This window comes from Enterococcus sp. AZ088, assembly GCF_051714845.1.
GTDB classification, from domain to species: Bacteria; Bacillota; Bacilli; order Lactobacillales; family Enterococcaceae; genus Enterococcus; species Enterococcus faecalis.
Map to the genome: position 1 here is coordinate 1118613 of NZ_JBIOSQ010000001.1, position 17983 is coordinate 1136595.

22 protein-coding genes are annotated in these 17983 nt (G+C 38.9%); 21 read left to right on the forward strand and 1 reads right to left on the reverse strand.

Annotated features, from left to right (window positions below):
• Nucleotides 1-28: 28 nt before the first annotated feature.
• The gene (locus IGL17_RS05590; RefSeq protein WP_002357856.1) at nt 29-511 is read right to left on the reverse strand and encodes a helix-turn-helix domain-containing protein; all 483 of its coding nucleotides are present in this window, start codon (nt 509-511) and stop codon (nt 29-31) included.
• 168 nt (nt 512-679) lie between these two features.
• Between IGL17_RS05590 and IGL17_RS05595 the strand changes: the two genes are divergently transcribed.
• From IGL17_RS05595 to IGL17_RS05695, 21 genes are all read left to right on the forward strand, one after another.
• Nucleotides 680-862, forward strand: a complete 183-nt coding sequence (locus tag IGL17_RS05595) for a hypothetical protein (protein WP_002379367.1) — start codon at nt 680-682, stop codon at nt 860-862.
• 45 nt (nt 863-907) lie between these two features.
• Nucleotides 908-1663: a DnaD domain protein gene (locus tag IGL17_RS05600; RefSeq protein ID WP_016617897.1), complete on the forward strand. Its 756-nt coding sequence runs from the start codon at nt 908-910 to the stop codon at nt 1661-1663.
• Between the two features lie 18 nt (nt 1664-1681).
• Nucleotides 1682-2524, forward strand: coding sequence for an ATP-binding protein (locus tag IGL17_RS05605; RefSeq protein WP_016617898.1), 843 nt, complete (start codon nt 1682-1684; stop codon nt 2522-2524).
• A 66-nt stretch (nt 2525-2590) separates the two neighbouring features.
• Nucleotides 2591-2989: a hypothetical protein gene (locus IGL17_RS05610; protein ID WP_016617899.1), complete on the forward strand. Its 399-nt coding sequence runs from the start codon at nt 2591-2593 to the stop codon at nt 2987-2989.
• Between the two features lie 13 nt (nt 2990-3002).
• Nucleotides 3003-3410 (forward strand): RinA family phage transcriptional activator, encoded by a 408-nt coding sequence (locus tag IGL17_RS05615; protein ID WP_002360491.1) that lies wholly within the window; start codon nt 3003-3005, stop codon nt 3408-3410.
• Between the two features lie 221 nt (nt 3411-3631).
• Complete coding sequence (locus tag IGL17_RS05620; protein WP_002382237.1) at nt 3632-4048, forward strand: hypothetical protein; 417 nt, start codon at nt 3632-3634, stop codon at nt 4046-4048.
• A 12-nt stretch (nt 4049-4060) separates the two neighbouring features.
• Nucleotides 4061-4573, forward strand: coding sequence for a phage major tail protein, TP901-1 family (locus IGL17_RS05625; protein WP_438839739.1), 513 nt, complete (start codon nt 4061-4063; stop codon nt 4571-4573).
• 33 nt (nt 4574-4606) lie between these two features.
• On the forward strand, nt 4607-4966 hold the full coding sequence (locus IGL17_RS05630) for a tail assembly chaperone (protein WP_002357848.1): 360 nt from the start codon (nt 4607-4609) through the stop codon (nt 4964-4966).
• 17 nt (nt 4967-4983) lie between these two features.
• A complete protein-coding gene (locus IGL17_RS05635; protein WP_002361692.1) occupies nt 4984-5352 on the forward strand; it encodes a hypothetical protein in 369 nt (122 codons plus the stop codon).
• Nucleotides 5342-8275, forward strand: coding sequence for a phage tail protein (locus IGL17_RS05640; protein ID WP_016617900.1), 2934 nt, complete (start codon nt 5342-5344; stop codon nt 8273-8275). The genes IGL17_RS05635 and IGL17_RS05640 overlap by 11 nt, the downstream gene beginning before the upstream one ends.
• A gap of 1 nt (nt 8276) precedes the next feature.
• Entirely contained in the window at nt 8277-9203 is a 927-nt protein-coding gene (locus IGL17_RS05645; protein ID WP_002365553.1) for a distal tail protein Dit, read from the forward strand.
• Nucleotides 9204-9215: 12 nt separating this feature from the next.
• The gene (locus IGL17_RS05650; RefSeq protein WP_016617901.1) at nt 9216-10673 is read left to right on the forward strand and encodes a phage tail protein; all 1458 of its coding nucleotides are present in this window, start codon (nt 9216-9218) and stop codon (nt 10671-10673) included.
• A 32-nt stretch (nt 10674-10705) separates the two neighbouring features.
• Nucleotides 10706-12475 (forward strand): hypothetical protein, encoded by a 1770-nt coding sequence (locus IGL17_RS05655; RefSeq protein WP_016617902.1) that lies wholly within the window; start codon nt 10706-10708, stop codon nt 12473-12475.
• A 23-nt stretch (nt 12476-12498) separates the two neighbouring features.
• A complete protein-coding gene (locus tag IGL17_RS05660) occupies nt 12499-12894 on the forward strand; it encodes a phage holin family protein (RefSeq protein ID WP_002357842.1) in 396 nt (131 codons plus the stop codon).
• Between the two features lie 118 nt (nt 12895-13012).
• A complete protein-coding gene (locus tag IGL17_RS05665) occupies nt 13013-14137 on the forward strand; it encodes an SH3 domain-containing protein (RefSeq protein ID WP_016617903.1) in 1125 nt (374 codons plus the stop codon).
• Nucleotides 14138-14292: 155 nt separating this feature from the next.
• Nucleotides 14293-15213: a tRNA pseudouridine(55) synthase TruB gene (gene truB, locus IGL17_RS05670; RefSeq protein ID WP_010713466.1), complete on the forward strand. Its 921-nt coding sequence runs from the start codon at nt 14293-14295 to the stop codon at nt 15211-15213.
• A 25-nt stretch (nt 15214-15238) separates the two neighbouring features.
• On the forward strand, nt 15239-16189 hold the full coding sequence (gene ribF / locus IGL17_RS05675; protein WP_010828738.1) for a riboflavin biosynthesis protein RibF: 951 nt from the start codon (nt 15239-15241) through the stop codon (nt 16187-16189).
• Entirely contained in the window at nt 16189-16785 is a 597-nt protein-coding gene (locus IGL17_RS05680) for a GNAT family N-acetyltransferase (RefSeq protein WP_016617904.1), read from the forward strand. The genes ribF and IGL17_RS05680 overlap by 1 nt, the downstream gene beginning before the upstream one ends.
• Nucleotides 16786-16934: 149 nt before the next feature.
• A complete protein-coding gene (locus IGL17_RS05685) occupies nt 16935-17258 on the forward strand; it encodes a PadR family transcriptional regulator (RefSeq protein ID WP_010775788.1) in 324 nt (107 codons plus the stop codon).
• A 3-nt stretch (nt 17259-17261) separates the two neighbouring features.
• Nucleotides 17262-17603, forward strand: coding sequence for a DUF1048 domain-containing protein (locus IGL17_RS05690; protein WP_002357836.1), 342 nt, complete (start codon nt 17262-17264; stop codon nt 17601-17603).
• Nucleotides 17604-17627: 24 nt separating this feature from the next.
• Nucleotides 17628-17888, forward strand: coding sequence for a DUF2087 domain-containing protein (locus IGL17_RS05695; protein WP_002360471.1), 261 nt, complete (start codon nt 17628-17630; stop codon nt 17886-17888).
• The last annotated feature ends 95 nt before the right edge of the window (nt 17889-17983 follow it).

Genomic DNA, 17983 nt, shown 5'->3' on the forward strand with positions numbered 1-17983 from the left:
TTACTTAATAAAAAGAGTAGATGGGAAGTTAATCCTCTTTTTTGTCAGAAGAAATCGATTGTTGATATTTGGCATCAATTTCATCCAAGTAATCGTGAATTTTCTCGATTTCTTCTTTTGAAAATATCTTTTCTGGATCCCCAGCGTGGGCAGCCAGTGTCATTTCGTCACGGCGAGGGAATGAGAGAATTTCTGCTTGCGTTTGTTGTTCGTGTAATTGTTGTTCGGCAAATTGATAAACGATGGCTTGTCGTTGGGGTTCTAATTTTTTATAAATGCGGTCGATAGTTGAGGCATTTTTTTCCATGGGAACCTCTTGTCCCATCAACCAGGCCTCATTAATATCTAATGCATCTGCAATGCGATAAACTTTGTCTTGTTTTGCTTCGTAACGACCAGCTAGCCAATCGCTGATCGAAGATTTACCGATGCCAGTTTTTTTCGCTAATTCACTAGGTTTGATGTTCTTGGCTGTTAAAGCCTCTTTTAAACGGATAGCAAAAATGTTCATATTTCCGAACCTCCTATTGCCTCAAAGTATACTATACCTGTTTAGAGAAGGCAAGTAACAATCGCAATTAAATTTAGCAGTTCATAAAACCGAACTTATGAGTTGACAGTGAAAATATTTGATGCTAAGATAGAGCCATTCAAATGTTCGGTTAACTGAACTATTTTTTTGAACACTTTGTTCGGAAAACCGTATTTTGGTGGAAAGGGTGAAGAAATGAGTCGGAATTATAAAAAAACGTTGTCGGATATGTTACTTTTAGCAATTATTTTATTAATAAGCAGTGTCTCAATAAAAATTGGGGCCATCGTGATTGGTATGATTGGCCTCATGGAATTACTAACAGAGTAACAATAATTTAGTCAAAAGGAGAGAAGCGGATTGGCAGAACGACGCATGTTTGCAAAAACGATTATTGATAGTGATGCGTTTTTAGATATGCCCTTATCAAGTCAGGCCCTGTATTTTCATTTAGCGATGCGTGCCGATGATGATGGATTTATCAATAATCCCAAAAAATTGCAGCGAATGGTTGGTTGTGGGGAAGACGATCTAAAATTGCTAATGGTTAAAAAATTTATTCTAGTATTTGAAAGTGGTGTGATCGTTATCAAACATTGGAAAATTCATAATTATATTCGCAGTGATCGTTACAAACCAACCTTGTATCAAGAAGAGAAAAATCAGATTGTTGAAAAAAATAGCAAAGCTTATACGTTTAAAGCAGAATCGTCTGTCAGTGGTCAACCAGCTGACTACCAACGGTTACCACAGGAAAGCATAGTCCAGTCTAAGTTAGGTCAGAGTCAAGGTAGTAGTTCAGAAAACGATTGTTTAAAGACGATTTATCATTTTTATGAGGAAAACGGCTTTGGTACACTGGCCTCAAAAACAAGCCAAGATTTTAAGTATTGGTTGCAAGATTTTATACAAAAAGGGGCTAGCCAAGAGGAAGCATGCCAATTAATCTTGCATGCTTTAGGAATTGCCGTCGATCGAAATAAACGGAATTACGGCTATGTAAATGCTATTTTGAAAAGTTGGGAGCAACAAAATTATTTATCCGTACATGAAGTTCTAGTAAATGATAAAAAACAAGTGTCGGAGCACGCGCCGCAAATGACAGAAGAATATCAAGAGTTAGGTTTTTAAAGAAAGGAGGAAATCAGTATGCATGCGACAGATCAAACTTTTCAAATACTATTGAGTCAATTGTTAGAAAAAGTTGAAGACCGATGTCCTGAATGTGGCAGTGAACAATATGTTTGGCAACAAAAAAATAAAGATGGCACAGAACGTTGTGCCCCAACTTGTTGGTCGTGTGGGTATAAAATGCTAAAAAAACATGAACAACAAGCCAATCAACAACGTTCTCAAGAGAGTTTTATGGCGCGTACACAAAAATTTTTTCATCAAGGGTCCTTAATTGCTGATGATGCGCTACGGCAATGTCGCTTAACCAATTACCAAACCACTGAATTAGAAACAAGACAAGCAAAAGAACGGGCCTTAGCAACAGTTTCAGCGATTGTTGAAGGAAAGCCAATCCACGTTATTTTTTCAGGGAAACCTGGTGTCGGTAAAAGTCATTTGGCTATCAGTATTTTAGTTGAAGTCTTAGAACGCTCTGCATATCAAAAGTATTGTTTATTTGTCAGCTACTCTGAGTTATTAGAAAAACTAAAAATGTCCATGAATGAATCGGCCAAAAGCCAAGCAAAGGCTCAAGCGTATATTACTAGAATGAAAAAAGCAGACGTTTTGGTCTTAGATGATTTAGGTGCTGAATTAGGAATTAAAAATAAAGTTAGTACGGATTTTAACAATGACATCTTAAACCGAATTTTAGAAGCTAGACAGAATAAAGCAACTATTTTTACTACTAATTTTTCTGGAAAACAACTGGTGGAGGCCTATGGAACACGCATTATTTCTCGTCTAATGAAGCACGCCAGTGGCTATGTTTTCCAATATAAAGACACAACAGACAAACGAATGAGGAGTGTGAAATAAATATGTTAACAATTATTATTGGGTTTATCTTTTGGACAATGACACTAATGTTAGGTTATCTAATTGGTGAAAGAGAAGGCCGTAAACATGAGTAATTTAACAAAACGTAAAAAAGATTTATTTGAAATGAAAAGCGTTGTATTTAAAGATATTTCAAAGCAACAAAGCGAAAAAGCACAAAAAAGAAAACGACTCGTACAACTAATGAATCAATATCCCGATTGGGCAAGTCAAAAAAATAAACTTATTATGCAGGAAATTCAAGAATTAGGACAAGCAATCGGTAATTGGTCGATGGATCAATCAAGACCCATCCAATCCATCAAGGCCGCATCGTTTACAAAAAGCGAGTATCTCTATTTAATTTGGCTCGGTTATTCAGATGAAGCGATTCGTCACGGCTTAGACATGTCGAAAGAGTGTTATTTTATTTATCGATTAACACTTTTAAATGAACAAAAGTAAAGGAGATTAACCAATGCGTACGTCAACATTTAATTATATCAAAGATATTTTAGCAGACTTTTATAAAACAGATGAGTATATCCGGCAACGGGAAGAAGAATTACGGCACCCTTATCAAGAAGCAGATTTAAATGCTGGTATTAGAGGACAAGGACTTCACTCTGTAGTGACCGAACGAATGGCGATTACGATAGCTATGGATCGTCGTCTGTGGAACTTAGAGAGAAATCGAGACATTATCAAAAATTGTTTAGCTGAAGCGGATGAACAAACGCGCGTGATTATTGAAGAACTATATATGAAAAAACGGCCCTCTTTAACATTAATTGGACTTGCCCAGCAATTATTTATTAGTAAAAGCCAAGCCTATAAATTAAGAAATCATTTCTTTGAAGCGGTGGCGGATGAACTAGGGATGTAAACATGGAAAAAGCGTGGAATTTTTTCAGGTGTCAACATGGTAAATTAATAGTGTCGAAAGAGATAGATAAACGTGAGGCAACCAAAAAAATGAAGACACGGAATTCTATAATTTTGACTGCTTTCTTGTGTCAGCTATGAAGGAGCAGAAAATGCCGGCTACTTTCAAAATCCTTCATTTTGACTAGAAGAGAGCCAATTTGTTAACCAATCCTGAATTTTTTGAATGGAAAGGTGGCGCTAAAAATGAATGAAGCGGAACAAGAGTTATATGAAGCCCTTGTTGCAATCTGCCAGACGTCAGGATTTTTGTTGCTAGAGGAACTGCCGACAGATTTACCAGATCAGCCATTTGTTTACTTAGGTGATAGTAAAGAATTACCTAAGCCAACTAAATCAGCTATTTTGGGAGAGATTGAATTAATAATGCATGTTTATGGTGCGTTATCTGAACGACAACAAATTTCTACAATTAAAGGAACGATTTTACGGCAGGCAACTAGTAACTTAAAACGAACGGCTCATTTTAATTGGGGTATCAAACATCAAGAAGTCAAAGCACAAATGGTAAAAGATACCAAACAAATGAAAAAAACAATTTGGCATGCTGTACTACCATTACACATGCAATTTTACTAGGAGGAATTATCAATGGGAGAAGTTATGCAAGGAAAAGACCGTATTTTATTAGTTCGTCGCTTGGATGAAGCAGCGACAAAGAAAGCAATGAAACCCTTATTTCAAATTGAACATGAATGGGAATTCTCACGTGAATCGAGCGGTACGCAAACAAAAGATGGCGTTGCGAATGCTGTTTCTGGTTTAGAAGTTACGTTATCGTTAAGCGGTTTAGCCTCTCGCGATGATGAAAATTTATACATGAAAGACGCAGTTGAAGATGGCATCTTAATGGAATTTTGGGATGTTGATTTAAAAGGTGAAAAAAATGCGGAAGGTAAATATCCAGCAATTTATGCCCAAGGTTATGTAAATTCATGGAGTTTACCAGCCAATGTAGAAGAATTAGTAGAAATCGAAACAGAAGCCTCTATTAATGGCAAACCACAAGATGGCTTTGCAACAGTAGAAGCAGATATTATTGTGGAAGCACAATATGCGTTCCAAGATACCGTTCCAGATAAAGCACCACAACCTGGCGCATAATCAAAAAAGTGTTGAATTTTAGGAGGATAAAAAATGAATTTAGAGATTAACGGAAAAACAATTGAAGTGAAATTTACGATTGGCGCGATTCGCGAATTAGATAAACGTTACCAAATTGAAAATGGCGCTGCCAAATTCGGCATGGGCATCAGTTCAGCAATGATTTATTTACGCCAATACAATCCAGTAATCTTAGTTGACATCATGGAAGCTTTACAAAGTGGGCAATTAAAAATAGGTAAGTCGGAAATTGAAGCATGGTTAATGACCCAAGATGTCAAAAAACTTTCAGATGACTTGCTTAAAGAAATGGGAAAGCAACCTCTTACAAAACCAATGATCGATCAGTTCAGCAAAGAAGCGAAGAAAGCAGAAGCGCAAGCGACCAACTAATTAAAACGAGCGATGACGTGTATCACGACATCGCTCTTTCTGCTTTTCGCTACTTAGGCTGTCGCTCATTTGAAGAAGTGGATCGGATGACCATGTCTGAATTTGAATTACGAATGATTGCTTTTAATTTAGCAGAAGTAGATGAAGAGCGGAAAAGGCACGAGCTTGCCTACTTAAATGTTAAAGCGCAAGCGACAAACAAAAAAGGAAAACCCGTTTTTGAAAGCTTTAAAAGTTTTTATGATTATGAAAAACGAGTTGCTGAAGTTCTGGCAGCTAACCAGCCACAACGAACAAAATTAAATGAGCGGAAAAAAACGCAACTTGCCACTGTGGCAGAGCGTCTACGCCGCTATCGAGAAGGGAGGAGAGTAGATGGAGAATGACAAAGAAAAAACGCCGTTATCGGAGGCAAAGAAAAGCCTTGCAGGCGTCCAACAAGCATTAAAAAGTATGAGCGGTGAGTATGCCTTATTAAGTGGATATTTAGGGAAAATTAGTGCGGGTGTCAATCAGTCAGCCACGGTCATGAACACATTTAAAACCGTCATGCAACAATCTGGAGAAACAGTGAAAAAAACAGGAGACGAAACAGCAAAGGCAGCAGATCAAATGAACACAGCGTTAACAGATTCTGCTGAACAAGCCGGTGAAGCAGCTAAAAAAGCGGGGAAAGAAACCTCTGATGGCTTTACTAATGCACAAAATAATATGCTGAGCTTTGGGACGGCCATGACTAGTGCCGTTTCCTTACCTATGCTGAACATTTTAAAAACAGCTATGGGCGTCGGTGCTGGGGTCAGTGGCGAATTTCAAGGAATGCAAGGACTGATTATGGCCAGTGCAGGAGGGATTTCTGATTCATTGCAAGGCGAGTTGCAAGGGGCATTGACTCAGATGAATCAATCATTTGAAGCGGCGGCACAAGTGATTCAAAGCGTGATGGCTCCAGGAATGGAAATTTTGGTTCAAGTGGTTATCACAGTCGTCAAAGGCATTACAGCTTTGGTGAATTTATTTATCAAATTACCAAAACCCGTCCAAGTTTTTATTGTTGCCATTATGGGTATTTTAGCCGCCATTGGGCCCATGCTGATTATGGTAACGATGGCTCAGCAAAAATTTCAACAGTTTAGTGCTGGTTTGGCTCTTGTACAAGGAAACATTGGGAAGTTAGGTGGTGGCTTATCAAAACTAAGTGCTAGTTTTAGTGCCTTAAGTGGAGGACCATTAATTTTAATTGTAGCAGCCGTTTTAGCAGCGGTAGCAGCGTTTATTTATTTCTATAAAACCAATGAAACATTTAGAAATAGTATCAATAGCTTAGCTAGTGCCATTCAAGGAGCTGTTTCAGCGGCGTTTGGCCAATTGGTAGGACTGCTACAACAGATCCAGCCGGCCTTTCAGCAAGTAATGGCAGTTTTTAAACAATTTTTTGCAGTAGGCTTAGAGAAAATGGCGACTATTTTTTCAACAATTGGTCGTGTGCTAGCAGGCGTTTTTGCCAGCGGTTTGCAATTAGGTAGTAACTTATTAGGGCAATTTGGTGGCACCTTTGACAAAGCTGGTTTAGCGGTTGGTCTTTTGGTAAAAGTTCTGACAAAGGTTGCACTGGCTGCATTAGGAATTTCTGGGCCGTTTGGTCTAATTATTTCCTTGATTGTTTCATTCGTGACGGCCTGGATGAAAACCGGTGATTTGAGTGCGGGTGGTATTACCCAAGTCTTTGATAATTTAGGTAACACGATTACATCGGTTACAACAATGCTTGCGGCTAATCTACCGAAAGTTATACAACTTTTTACAACCGTCTTAACCAGTATTCTCGGGAAAATAACAGAAGCTATTCCAAGCATCGTAACCGCGTTATCTAGTTTAATTACGTTAATTGTTGGTGCGATCGTTGCCAATTTGCCCGTCTTAATTGAAGCGGCAACACAAATTATTACTACGTTGATTCAGGGGATTACAACAGTCTTACCAATGTTGATAGAAGTTGGTTTGAGCTTATTAATGACTTTAGTTAATGCGATTGTCACCGCCTTGCCAACAATTACAACTGCAGCGATTAATATCATCACTACATTAGTGACAGCTTTTGTCACAGCGTTACCAATGCTAGTTACAGCAGGTGTTTCAATTATCACGGCCTTAGTCAATGCATTTGTTACGATGTTACCGTTGATTTTGACTGCTGGTTTACAAATTTTGATGGCATTAGTCACTGGGATTATGACGATTTTACCTCAGTTAATTCAATCAGCGCTGACGATTATTCTAGCGTTAGTGACTGCGTTGGTAGGTGCCTTGCCACAGATTATCAGCGCAGGTGTCAAATTGTTAATGGCGTTAATTCAAGGAATTATTTCGATTTTACCAACCTTAGTTGCGGCAGCTATTACCTTAATTTTGACATTGGTAAATGCCTTAATTGGTGCCTTGCCACAAATCATCAGCGCAGGCGTCAAATTGCTAATGGCTTTGATCCAAGGGATTATTTCAATTTTACCGCAACTGGTTACTGCAGCAATTACGCTAATTACCGCTTTAATGGGTGCGTTAATCAATGCGTTGCCACAGTTGTTAAGTGCTGGGATTCAACTGATTCAAGCCTTAATTAATGGTGTACTCAGTCTATTGGGTGCCTTGCTGTCCGCAGCAGGAACATTAATCTCACAAATGATCACGAAGATTGGTTCTTATTTTGGTCAACTGTTAGCTTCGGGCGGACAGTTAGTTGAAAATATCAAAAATGGGGTTACCAATGCAGCCGATCAGGTAAAAAATGCCATTGGTTCTGTAATTGAAGGTGCTTGGCAAGCAATCCAAGGTTGGTTTTCAAAATTCACCGATGCCGGTGCGAATATTGTCGGTATGATTGCTGATGGAATTACAGGCGCAATTGGAAAAGCCAAAGAAGCAATCGATGGGGTCGTCAGTAAAATTCGTAACTTTTTACCATTTTCACCAGCAAAAGAAGGTCCCTTATCTGATTTGCATAAATTGAATTTCGGCGGCACGATTGCCACGGGGATTTATGCAGGCGAAACAGCCGTTAGTAGAGCAATGGCTTCTATTTTAGACTTACCGCTGTTAAATGATTTTGCCTTGGACTTAGCTGGTCGAGGAAACTTCACAGCAACGATTGACCATCGTTTAGAAAATGATGCATACAATCGACCATTATTTGTGACAGTAGAGTCAACGTTAGATGGAAAAGTTGTCGCAGCTACTACGGCGCCTTATTTAGCAACAGAGTTACAACGACAACAAGTGAAACAAAATAACCGCTTAGGAAGGAGAGGATAACATGTATAAATTTGTTGATACCAATCAAGCAACTCATTCAACGCCTCTTCCTTCAGAAGCGTTGAATTTTAACGGCCAATTTTTAGAAAAAGTCATCCCTGGCTATCAAACATTATCAGTTTCAGGACGAGAATTAGTTCCAAGCGAAATTGAAAGCTATCAATTAGGGATTCGTGATGGCAAACGCCACGTTTATGCGCGGATTCCAGAACGAGAATTAACAGTCAAATATCGACTTTCAGCTGTGAATAATGAAGCGTTTCGAGATGCATTTAATCATTTAAATGTTGCTTTGTTTACGGAAAAAGACGTTTCTATTTGGTTTAACGATGAACCGGAAATGCTGTGGTTTGGCAGTAAGTCTTCAGTGAGTGATGTACCCGAAGGTGTTAACCAAGTAACAGGCACCTTTACTTTATTGCTTTCTGATCCGTATAAATACACACGGAGTGATGCGACTAGTGTGATGTGGGGTTCGCCAACCATTACATTTCAAGCGAATTACTTAATGGGGAATACAGGCTCAGGTGCAGTTGATTTTCCAATTTTAATTGAAGGCGGGGCTTATTGGGGGTCAACCATGATTACCTTTCAAAATCGGGCCTACACGATGGGGGATTTAGGCAAAGAAGTTCGGCCAATTGAAATTTATCCTACGGTTGAAGGGTTAAAAGTCAAACCGACCATTATTTTAACAGGAACCGGACGTGGTGTTTGGATTAAAACACGGAACGATACAATTAACTTAGGAGACTTTGATCGTTCGGAAATTATTATCGATACTGAAAATTTTTATCTGACAAAAAATGGTGCACCGATGATTCGACCAATGAACGATTTTTATCTATATCCCAATGAACCGCTGTATATTCAAGCCAAAGATAGCGACTTCCGCTTGACGATTCGCTATCCTAACCGATTTGTGTAGGAGGGTGATTAAATGTTAATGGCGCTGGATTTGAAAAGAACATATACGGCAATTTTGGACAATGCCTATCAAGTCAGCTATGAAAAAATAGAGAACAAAATTGGCAGTTTAGATTTTACCATGCCGCTAGATGATCCTAAAAATGAATTTATTGAAGAAATGCAATGGGTGGAACTGACCGACAATGAGAATGAATATATTGGTTTATATCGCGTGATGCCAACCACAATTAAGAAAGATGCGAACAATAATCAAATTCACTACTCTGCCACAGAAGCATTATGTACCTTAGGTGATACTGTCCTTTTTGGTTGTCACGAAATTAAAAACAAAACAACGAAAGAGGCCATTCAATTTCTATTGAATAAACAAAAAACAAAGCATTGGGTCCTGAAAAAATGTGATTTTTCAAGGAAATTAACCTATAAATGGGAGAATGAAAATGGGCTAGTCGAGCCTTTATTTAGCATCCCAGCCGATTTCGAAGAGGAATATCTTTGGCAATGGAATACAGAGGTCTATCCTTTTGAACTTTCATTAGTCAAACCACCAACAGAACCAGTTGCGCGAATTCAAGAAGGTTACAATATGCAAGGATTTGAAATAGAACATAATCCCAAGATGCTAATCAATCGGATTTATCCATTAGGTTCAGGCGAAGGTGTTAACAAAGTCAATATTCGCTCGGTCAATCAAGGGGTTCCGTATTTAGAGAACAAGGCCGCAATTGACCGCTATGGTTTATTGGAGTCAATTTGGGTAGAACAGCGTTTTTCTGATCCCAAGGCATTAAAGGAAAATGCTTTGCGAATGTTAGAAGAATGGACCAAACCACAAGTTTCTTGGGTAGTGACTGCAGCTGATTTAATTAAATTAACAGATCAACCTTTGGCAATCGATCGTTTGCGGTTGGGTACGGTTATCATGATTAATACGAATGAATTTGGGAGTGTCAACCTTCGTATCAAAAAAGAAAGTAAAAAAGATGTCTTTGGTGCCCCCCAAGACATTCAGCTAGAGTTGGGAAATCTGCAAGAAACAATTCATAGTACCATGACAGCTTTCAGTCGGAAACAAGAGATTAGCGAAACTTACGCACAAGGGGCGACGACACTTTTAAATCGTTCAATACAAGGAGAACTTAGCAAGACACAGCCAGTGGAGCTGAATTTATACTTTGACGAGGACATTCTTTATATAAACACCGCAGAATTAACGTTCAAGGCAACTGCTAAAGGACCTTCGCATTCTGTAACGAACATTGATTTGGTAGTGGATGGCAAAAAATTACCCCAACTATCATTGCAACAACAACGGCTAAACATTTTGAGTTATTTACGAAAAACAACAGATGGAAAAATCGAACGCGGCAATCACACGCTTCAATTTTTCTCTCATCAGCCACTATGGTTGGATGCTTCGGTCATCTGTCGTGTGTATATTCAATCCCAATTGGGTGGCCAGTTTTAATAAAATAATGAAAACTAGAGGAGTGTGACGAAATGTCAGTAGAACATATTGAAGAATTAGATACCCTGAATCAAGGTCGCCTTAAAATCAATGCAATCTTGGATCAGTCGAATGCATCAGCTGAGAAAGTAGATGCTTACCAAGTCCAGTTAACGAATGGAATTTCTGAAGCGAAAAACATCGCAGATGAAGCTGGCAAAGAAGCCGTACAAATTGCCACCGATGCAGGCAATCAAGCAAATGAAACAGCCAACCAAGCGATGAACAATGCCAAAACAGCAATTACGATTGCAGGAAATGCAGTTTCAACGGCAAATAATAATAAACAAGAATTTGATACTTTACGAAATGATTTCGATCAATTAGTAGCAGAAGCAGGTGATAGTAATCCAGAAATTGTCCAAGCACGCACAGATACGCAAGGCATCAAACAAGCTACTCTAGCGAATCGTCTTCAAATTGATTTGAATGACCGCATGACAAAAGCAGACGGCATTTCTTTATTGGCTAAGCCAACCACTGTCAAATTGAAGTTAGACTTTAACGGTAAAACGGCCGGCAATACAGCCACCAATGCAAACAGTTATTCCACTGATTTTACGGCTAAAATTCTTAAGAAGCCAACAGACGTTTGGGAGGAAGTTTCCCAAGCGGACTACAATAAAATGGCCAGCCGTGATGATGAGGGTGTGAAAACAGGTTCCACCCAAAGTGGTGTGATTCCACAACAATTAGCGGCCTTCAATCTCGTTGAAGCCGCAAAAAAATTAATTCCACAAATGTTTGAAACATTCACAACTGACGAGGCGGTGGCATTTGTTCGCCAGAACGTTCAATTTTTTACGATTAATCAACGTGTGAAAGCTGCTGCGCCCAATAATCAAACGATTAAAATCGCTGCGTATTTACCAACTACGGATAATTGGGTAACTCAAATTCAAGAATCAGCAAAAGAGTTCAGCGATTTTTCAATTCAAATCAATGATCAGAATTTTATCACAGATGAAGGTTTCATTTATTTAATGAGCTATACAGATTCATCGAATGGGGTGACGCCAGCCAACGTAGAAGTTGATTACGTGGGACTTCATATTGGTCTGTCTGTTGATGCCCAAGCGGTTTTAGCGAAGAGTGGTTTTGTTCAGGCAGAGCAACTCAATACCCATGTGGAAAATCAGGATAATCCGCACCAAGTAACCGCTGAACAAGTGGGGCTAGGCAATGTAGAAAATTATGGCTTCGCATCAGACAGCGAAGCAGTCGCGGGAACTTTAACGAGTAAATATATGCACCCGAAAAACGTTGCGGAAGCGATTAAAGGTCAAGCTGTGACACAAACAGGTGATCAAGAGATTGCTGGGGTGAAGAATTTTGTAACTATGCCAACCGTCAATGGTTTGCCTTTGGAATCCTCTAGAATGGCCATTTATGAAGCTAGTGGAGTCGGTGAAGTCGAGGCAAAATATCAGGCGGCCTTTAATAAGGATAATATGAAATTTGTATTAATTAGGGTAGGAAATCGTGTCGATGCATTTGTAAGATGTAATTTGAGTGATCCGACGAAATTGAATAACCACATGCCTAAAGTATTTAACATACCAACTGGGTACAAAATGTCCTCAAAAATAAGTGCTAGTATTTGGAATATTCCGCTCTCAGTTGCACCTTACGCTTTTCCGTATCCTAATTGTAATGCACTATATGAAATCGGAAATCAAGGGATAATTTTTGCCTCAAGCAGAGCCGGAAATATTTACCTCCAAGGAAGTTGGTACACGGACGATCCGTTTCCGACAAAATAACAAGCTAGTTTAGGAGTCTTTTTATGGAACGTTATCTCAACACAATAACAATGCTTTTAAGCATTTTCGGTGGGATTGTCGTACGTTTATTAGGTGGATTAGATCAATTGTTGGATGTCTTCCTCTTTTTAATTATTGTCGATTTCATCACAGGTTGGATTAAGGCAATCGCCACAAAAGAATTGTCCAGTCGGATTGGTATGCTCGGAATTGCGAAAAAAGTGACGATGTTATTTGTGGTTGCTGTAGCGGTTCGTGTTGAAAAAGTTGTGGGGAACAATTTGCCAATTCGGGAAATGGTTCTGATTTTTTACATTGCGAACGAAGGACTTTCTTTTTTTGAAAATATTGCGACCTTTATTCCTATGCCGAAAAAGTTAAAAGAGTTATTTATTCAGTTAAAAAATAAAGATGATTAAGTAGAAGTAGTCGGGACAAACGTAGAACTTTCGGCTGATTGCCGAAGAAATTACTTCTGTCCCGCCATTTATCTGCAGGTTTAAGCCGTGAAAGGGAAGTTATTTTGACTTTCCTTTCATGGCTTTTTTTAGAAAGGAGTATGCTATGTTTAAAAAATTAATGATTCAACTTGCTTTAGTGATTGGCTTAAGTTTAACGATTCCGATGACGGCTTGCGCTTACACCATCGAAGCGGATCCAATCAACTTTACTTATTTTCCAGGCTCTGCAAGCAATGAATTAATTGTTTTACATGAATCAGGAAACGAGCGGAACCTAGGACCACACAGTTTAGACAATGAAGTGGCCTATATGAAACGAAATTGGTCAAATGCTTATGTCTCATATTTTGTCGGATCTGGTGGACGAGTGAAACAATTAGCTCCTGCTGGTCAAATTCAATATGGCGCAGGTTCTTTAGCTAATCAAAAAGCCTATGCGCAAATCGAATTGGCTCGAACGAATAATGCGGCGACGTTTAAAAAAGATTATGCTGCCTATGTTAATTTGGCCCGTGATTTGGCTCAGAACATTGGTGCTGATTTTTCGCTGGACGATGGAACAGGTTATGGCATAGTCACTCATGATTGGATTACAAAAAATTGGTGGGGAGATCATACAGATCCTTATGGTTATTTAGCGCGTTGGGGGATTAGTAAAGCGCAGTTGGCACAAGATTTACAAACGGGCGTTTCTGAAACAGGTGAGACTGTCATTGTTCAGCCAGGTAAACCTAATGCACCAAAATATCAAGTAGGACAAGCAATTCGTTTCACTTCAATCTATACAACACCAGATGCTTTAATCAATGAACATCTATCAGCAGAGGCACTTTGGACACAGGTAGGAACAATTACAGCGAAATTACCAGACCGACAAAACCTTTACCGTATTGAAAATAGCGGACATTTGTTAGGTTATGTGAACGACGGCGACATTGCTGAACTTTGGCGCCCGCAAACGAAGAAATCATTTCTAATTGGTGTGGACGAAGGCATTGTTTTAAGAGCAGGACAACCTAGTTTGTCAGCACCTATTTATGGTATCTGGCCCAAAAATACTCGCTTTTATTACGATGCGTTTTATATTGCAGATGGGTATGTTTTTATTGGTGGAACAGATACGACAGGCGCGAGAATTTATTTGCCAATCGGACCAAACGATGGCAACGCACAGAATACATGGGGATCATTTACTAGCTAAAAAAAAAGCCACAAACTCTGCTTTTATCAGAGTTTGTGGCTTTTTTTGCATTTAGCAGAGATTTTGCCAAAGGGAATAAGCAATGGAGACTGCGAAGCTAGGTACTTTTATGCTATAATGACAAAGTTAGTATTATCGGAACTGGAGGAACTATAATGGACGGCATTTTACCGTTATGGAAGGAACGTGGCATGACAAGTCATGACTGCGTATTTAAATTGAGAAAAATTTTACATACCAAAAAAATTGGTCATGGTGGTACGCTAGATCCGGATGTCGAAGGGGTCTTACCCATCTGCGTTGGCAAAGGAACGAAAGTGATCGAATACATGGTAGATTCTGGCAAAACCTATGAAGGTGAAATTACACTTGGATTTGCTACGACAACCGAAGATGTTAGTGGTGAAATTGTTGAAAAAAAACCAGTTACAACACCTCTGCCAACTGAACAAATTGATCAAGCAATGGCCGAAATGACAGGTGAAATCACACAAATCCCACCGATGTTTTCTGCGGTGAAAGTCAATGGTAAACGTTTATATGAATATGCGCGGAATGGGGAAGAAGTTGAACGGCCCCAACGAAAAGCAATGATTTATTCATTTGAACGCACTAGTGAACCAATTTTTAATGAATCCGCTCAAACACAAAGTTGGCGGTTTAAAGTGGTCTGTGGCAAAGGAACCTATGTGCGGACACTATCCGTGGATACTGGCAAAAAATTAGGCTATCCTGCCCATATGTCGGATTTAACGAGAACGGCAAGTGGCGGTTTGCAAGCTGCGCAATGCTTAACGTTAGAAGAAGTAGCCAAACAAATGGCTGCTGAAACAATCGATCAATGCCTGTTGCCCATTGAGACAGCAGTAGAACAATTCCCACGAATTGATTTATCAGATGAATTGTATCAAAAAGTAAAAAATGGCATGCGTTTGCACAAAAAAGAACTAGGAATAAAGGCAATGCCAGAATCCTTAGTTGCCTTATTTTACCAAAATCAAGTGGTTAGTTTATACATGCCACACCCAACGCATGATAAATTATTGAAACCAAGTAAAGTTCTACGGAACAATTAAATAAAAAAGAAGGAAGTTTTTGCACATGCAAGTTATTCAACTACATCATCCCTATGAACCCACTCAAATTCCTAATGAAGAAGTCGTGATGGTCCTAGGCTTTTTTGACGGTGTTCACAAAGGCCACCAAAAAGTAATTGAAACAGGCAAAAAGATTGCTGAGGAAAAAGGCTTGAAGTTAGCTGTGATGACCTTCAACCAACACCCATCAATCGTTTTTCAAAAAGTTTTACCAGAAAATATGAAATATTTAACTAGCTTGGAACAAAAAGAACGCCTAATGGCCAACTTGGGCGTTGATATTTTATATATTGTCGAATTTACTTCAGCGTTTGCTCGATTAAAACCGCAAGATTTTGTCGATCAGTATATCGTTAATTTAAATAGTGCAGTGGCAGTCTCTGGGTTTGATTATACGTATGGTCCTAAAGAAATCGCTGGAGTCAAACAGTTACCAACTTATGCGCAAGGCCGTTTTGAAGTGGTGACAGTACCAAAAGAAGAAATGACTGGTGCCAAAATTAGCTCAACAAGAATTCGCGAAAAAATGGAAGCCGGCGAAATGGAGGAGGTCACGGAGTTGTTAGGATATATTTATGAAACAGAAGGAACAGTTGTCCATGGCGATGCTCGTGGCCGTTTATTGGGTTTCCCGACCGCTAATGTCAAAGTGAAAAGCACCGTGCGCTTACCAAGAATTGGCGTCTATGCTGTGCAAATCGAAGTTGGTGGCAAATGGTATGTCGGCATGGGCTCAATTGGTCATAATGACACCTTTGGAGAAGGACGCGATCTAACCGTGGAAGTCTATATTTTGGACTTCCATCAAGACATCTATGGTGAGCAAGTGGTGGTTCGTTGGAATCATTATTTACGTGACCAAGTGAAATTCAATGGGGCTGAAGCCTTGATCGACCAATTAAAACAAGATGAACGAGATACGGCTGACTATTTCCAACAATCTGAGGATAAATAATGAAGATTCGTCAAGAAAAACCTGCAGAGTATCAAGCTGTAGAACGTTTAACGTATCAAGCGTTTAAGGGATTAAACTTGACCGAAAACTGGCGTCCCACAGAGCATTTTATCGTGCATTTATTAAGAGAAAGTGCCGACTTTATTCCGGAGTTGTCCTTAGTTTCAGAAACTGATCAAGGAAAATTAACGGGTCATATTATGTCTTCAAAAGCCAAACTACGATTACCTGATCATACAGAAAAGGCTGTTTTGACCGTTGGGCCGCTAAGTGTCTATCTAGAAGCACAGAACACGGGTGTAGGCTCAGCGTTAATTAAGCATTCTGTTCAGAAGGCCAAAGAATTAGGCGTCGGCGGATTGATTATCCTGGGCCATCCAACTTACTATACGAAGTTCGGTTTTGTTCCAGCGACTACTTTTCAGATTACGTTACCGGAAAAAGAAACATCAGAAGCATTATTGGCTTTGGAATTACTGCCAGGTTATTTTGGTACAAGTGGTGGGGAGTGGCATTTTTCAACATGCTTTGCTTATCCAGAAACACACCTTGCAGAATTAGAAGCCTTTGAAGCAGACCTCGGAATAAATGAATAAAGAATAATAAGACACGACAACCACTAGTTAAGTACTGGTAGTTGTCGTGTCTTTACTACTTTTTACTACAAAGTAGTTGACAGAACCGGTACTCAGTATTATTATGTAGTGGTACATAGTAATAAAGAGTAGTTCAGGGAGGAAAAGCAGTGAAGCAGACAGAGTTGCTAAAAGGCATTTTAGAAGGTTTAGTTTTAGCCATCATCCAAAGGAAAGAAACATATGGTTATGAAATTACAAAAATTTTAAATGACCAAGGGTTTACTGAAATTGTTGAAGGAACCATTTATACGATTTTACTGCGTTTAGAAAAAAATCAATGGGTTATAGCTGAAAAAAAACCTTCAGAAAAAGGGCCAATGCGGAAGTTCTATCGCTTAACCTCATCAGGAGAAGCAGAACTCGCTGATTTTTGGCAGCGGTGGACGTTGCTTTCAAAACAAGTAAACAAGATGAAAAAAATGGAGGGATAGAGCATGTCAAATTTTAAAGCGTTGATCAAAAAAGTTGTGGGGGATAAAAAAGAGTACAAAGAATATAAACGACGTATTGCAGCATTACCAGCAGAGTATCGACAAGTATTTCAAGAAATTGAAAAATATGCATGGCATTTTTCAGATCATAGCGGAGCCAATATGTTCAATGCGTTGACTGATTTACTTGATTTGTTTGAAGAAGGAGCTGCTAACGGAACACCTATCAAAAATATTACGGGAGAAAAAGTAGGCGATTTTGCTGAAACAATTGTCAATGAAGTCGCTGGCAAATGGACCGATAAACAGAAAGAAAAACTGAATCATCAATTTTCTAAACAATAGTCAAAACAAAAAAGGAGAATAAACATGGTTGAAAATTTTTTTAAAGAAGGAAAGTTGCTGGTTATTCCCAAGAAAAATGCGAAAAAAGTCCAAGTGTTTCAACGTGTGGCCAACCAATTTGAATTTGGGAAAGAATATACGGAAAAAGAAGTCAATCAGCGACTTAGAGAAATCTATGAAGATTATGCACTTTTGAGACGGTATTTAGTAGATTATCAGTATTTAGAAAGAGATAAGTTTGGAAAAATTTATCAGAAATGTGAGCAACACACAAAAATTATATAAATGTCTTTTTTTAAAAGTAGTGAAACTAGGTGAAATGAACCAAGTCTAGCTACTTTTTGTTATGTAAGCTTAGTAATAGTTCTATAAAAAACTCT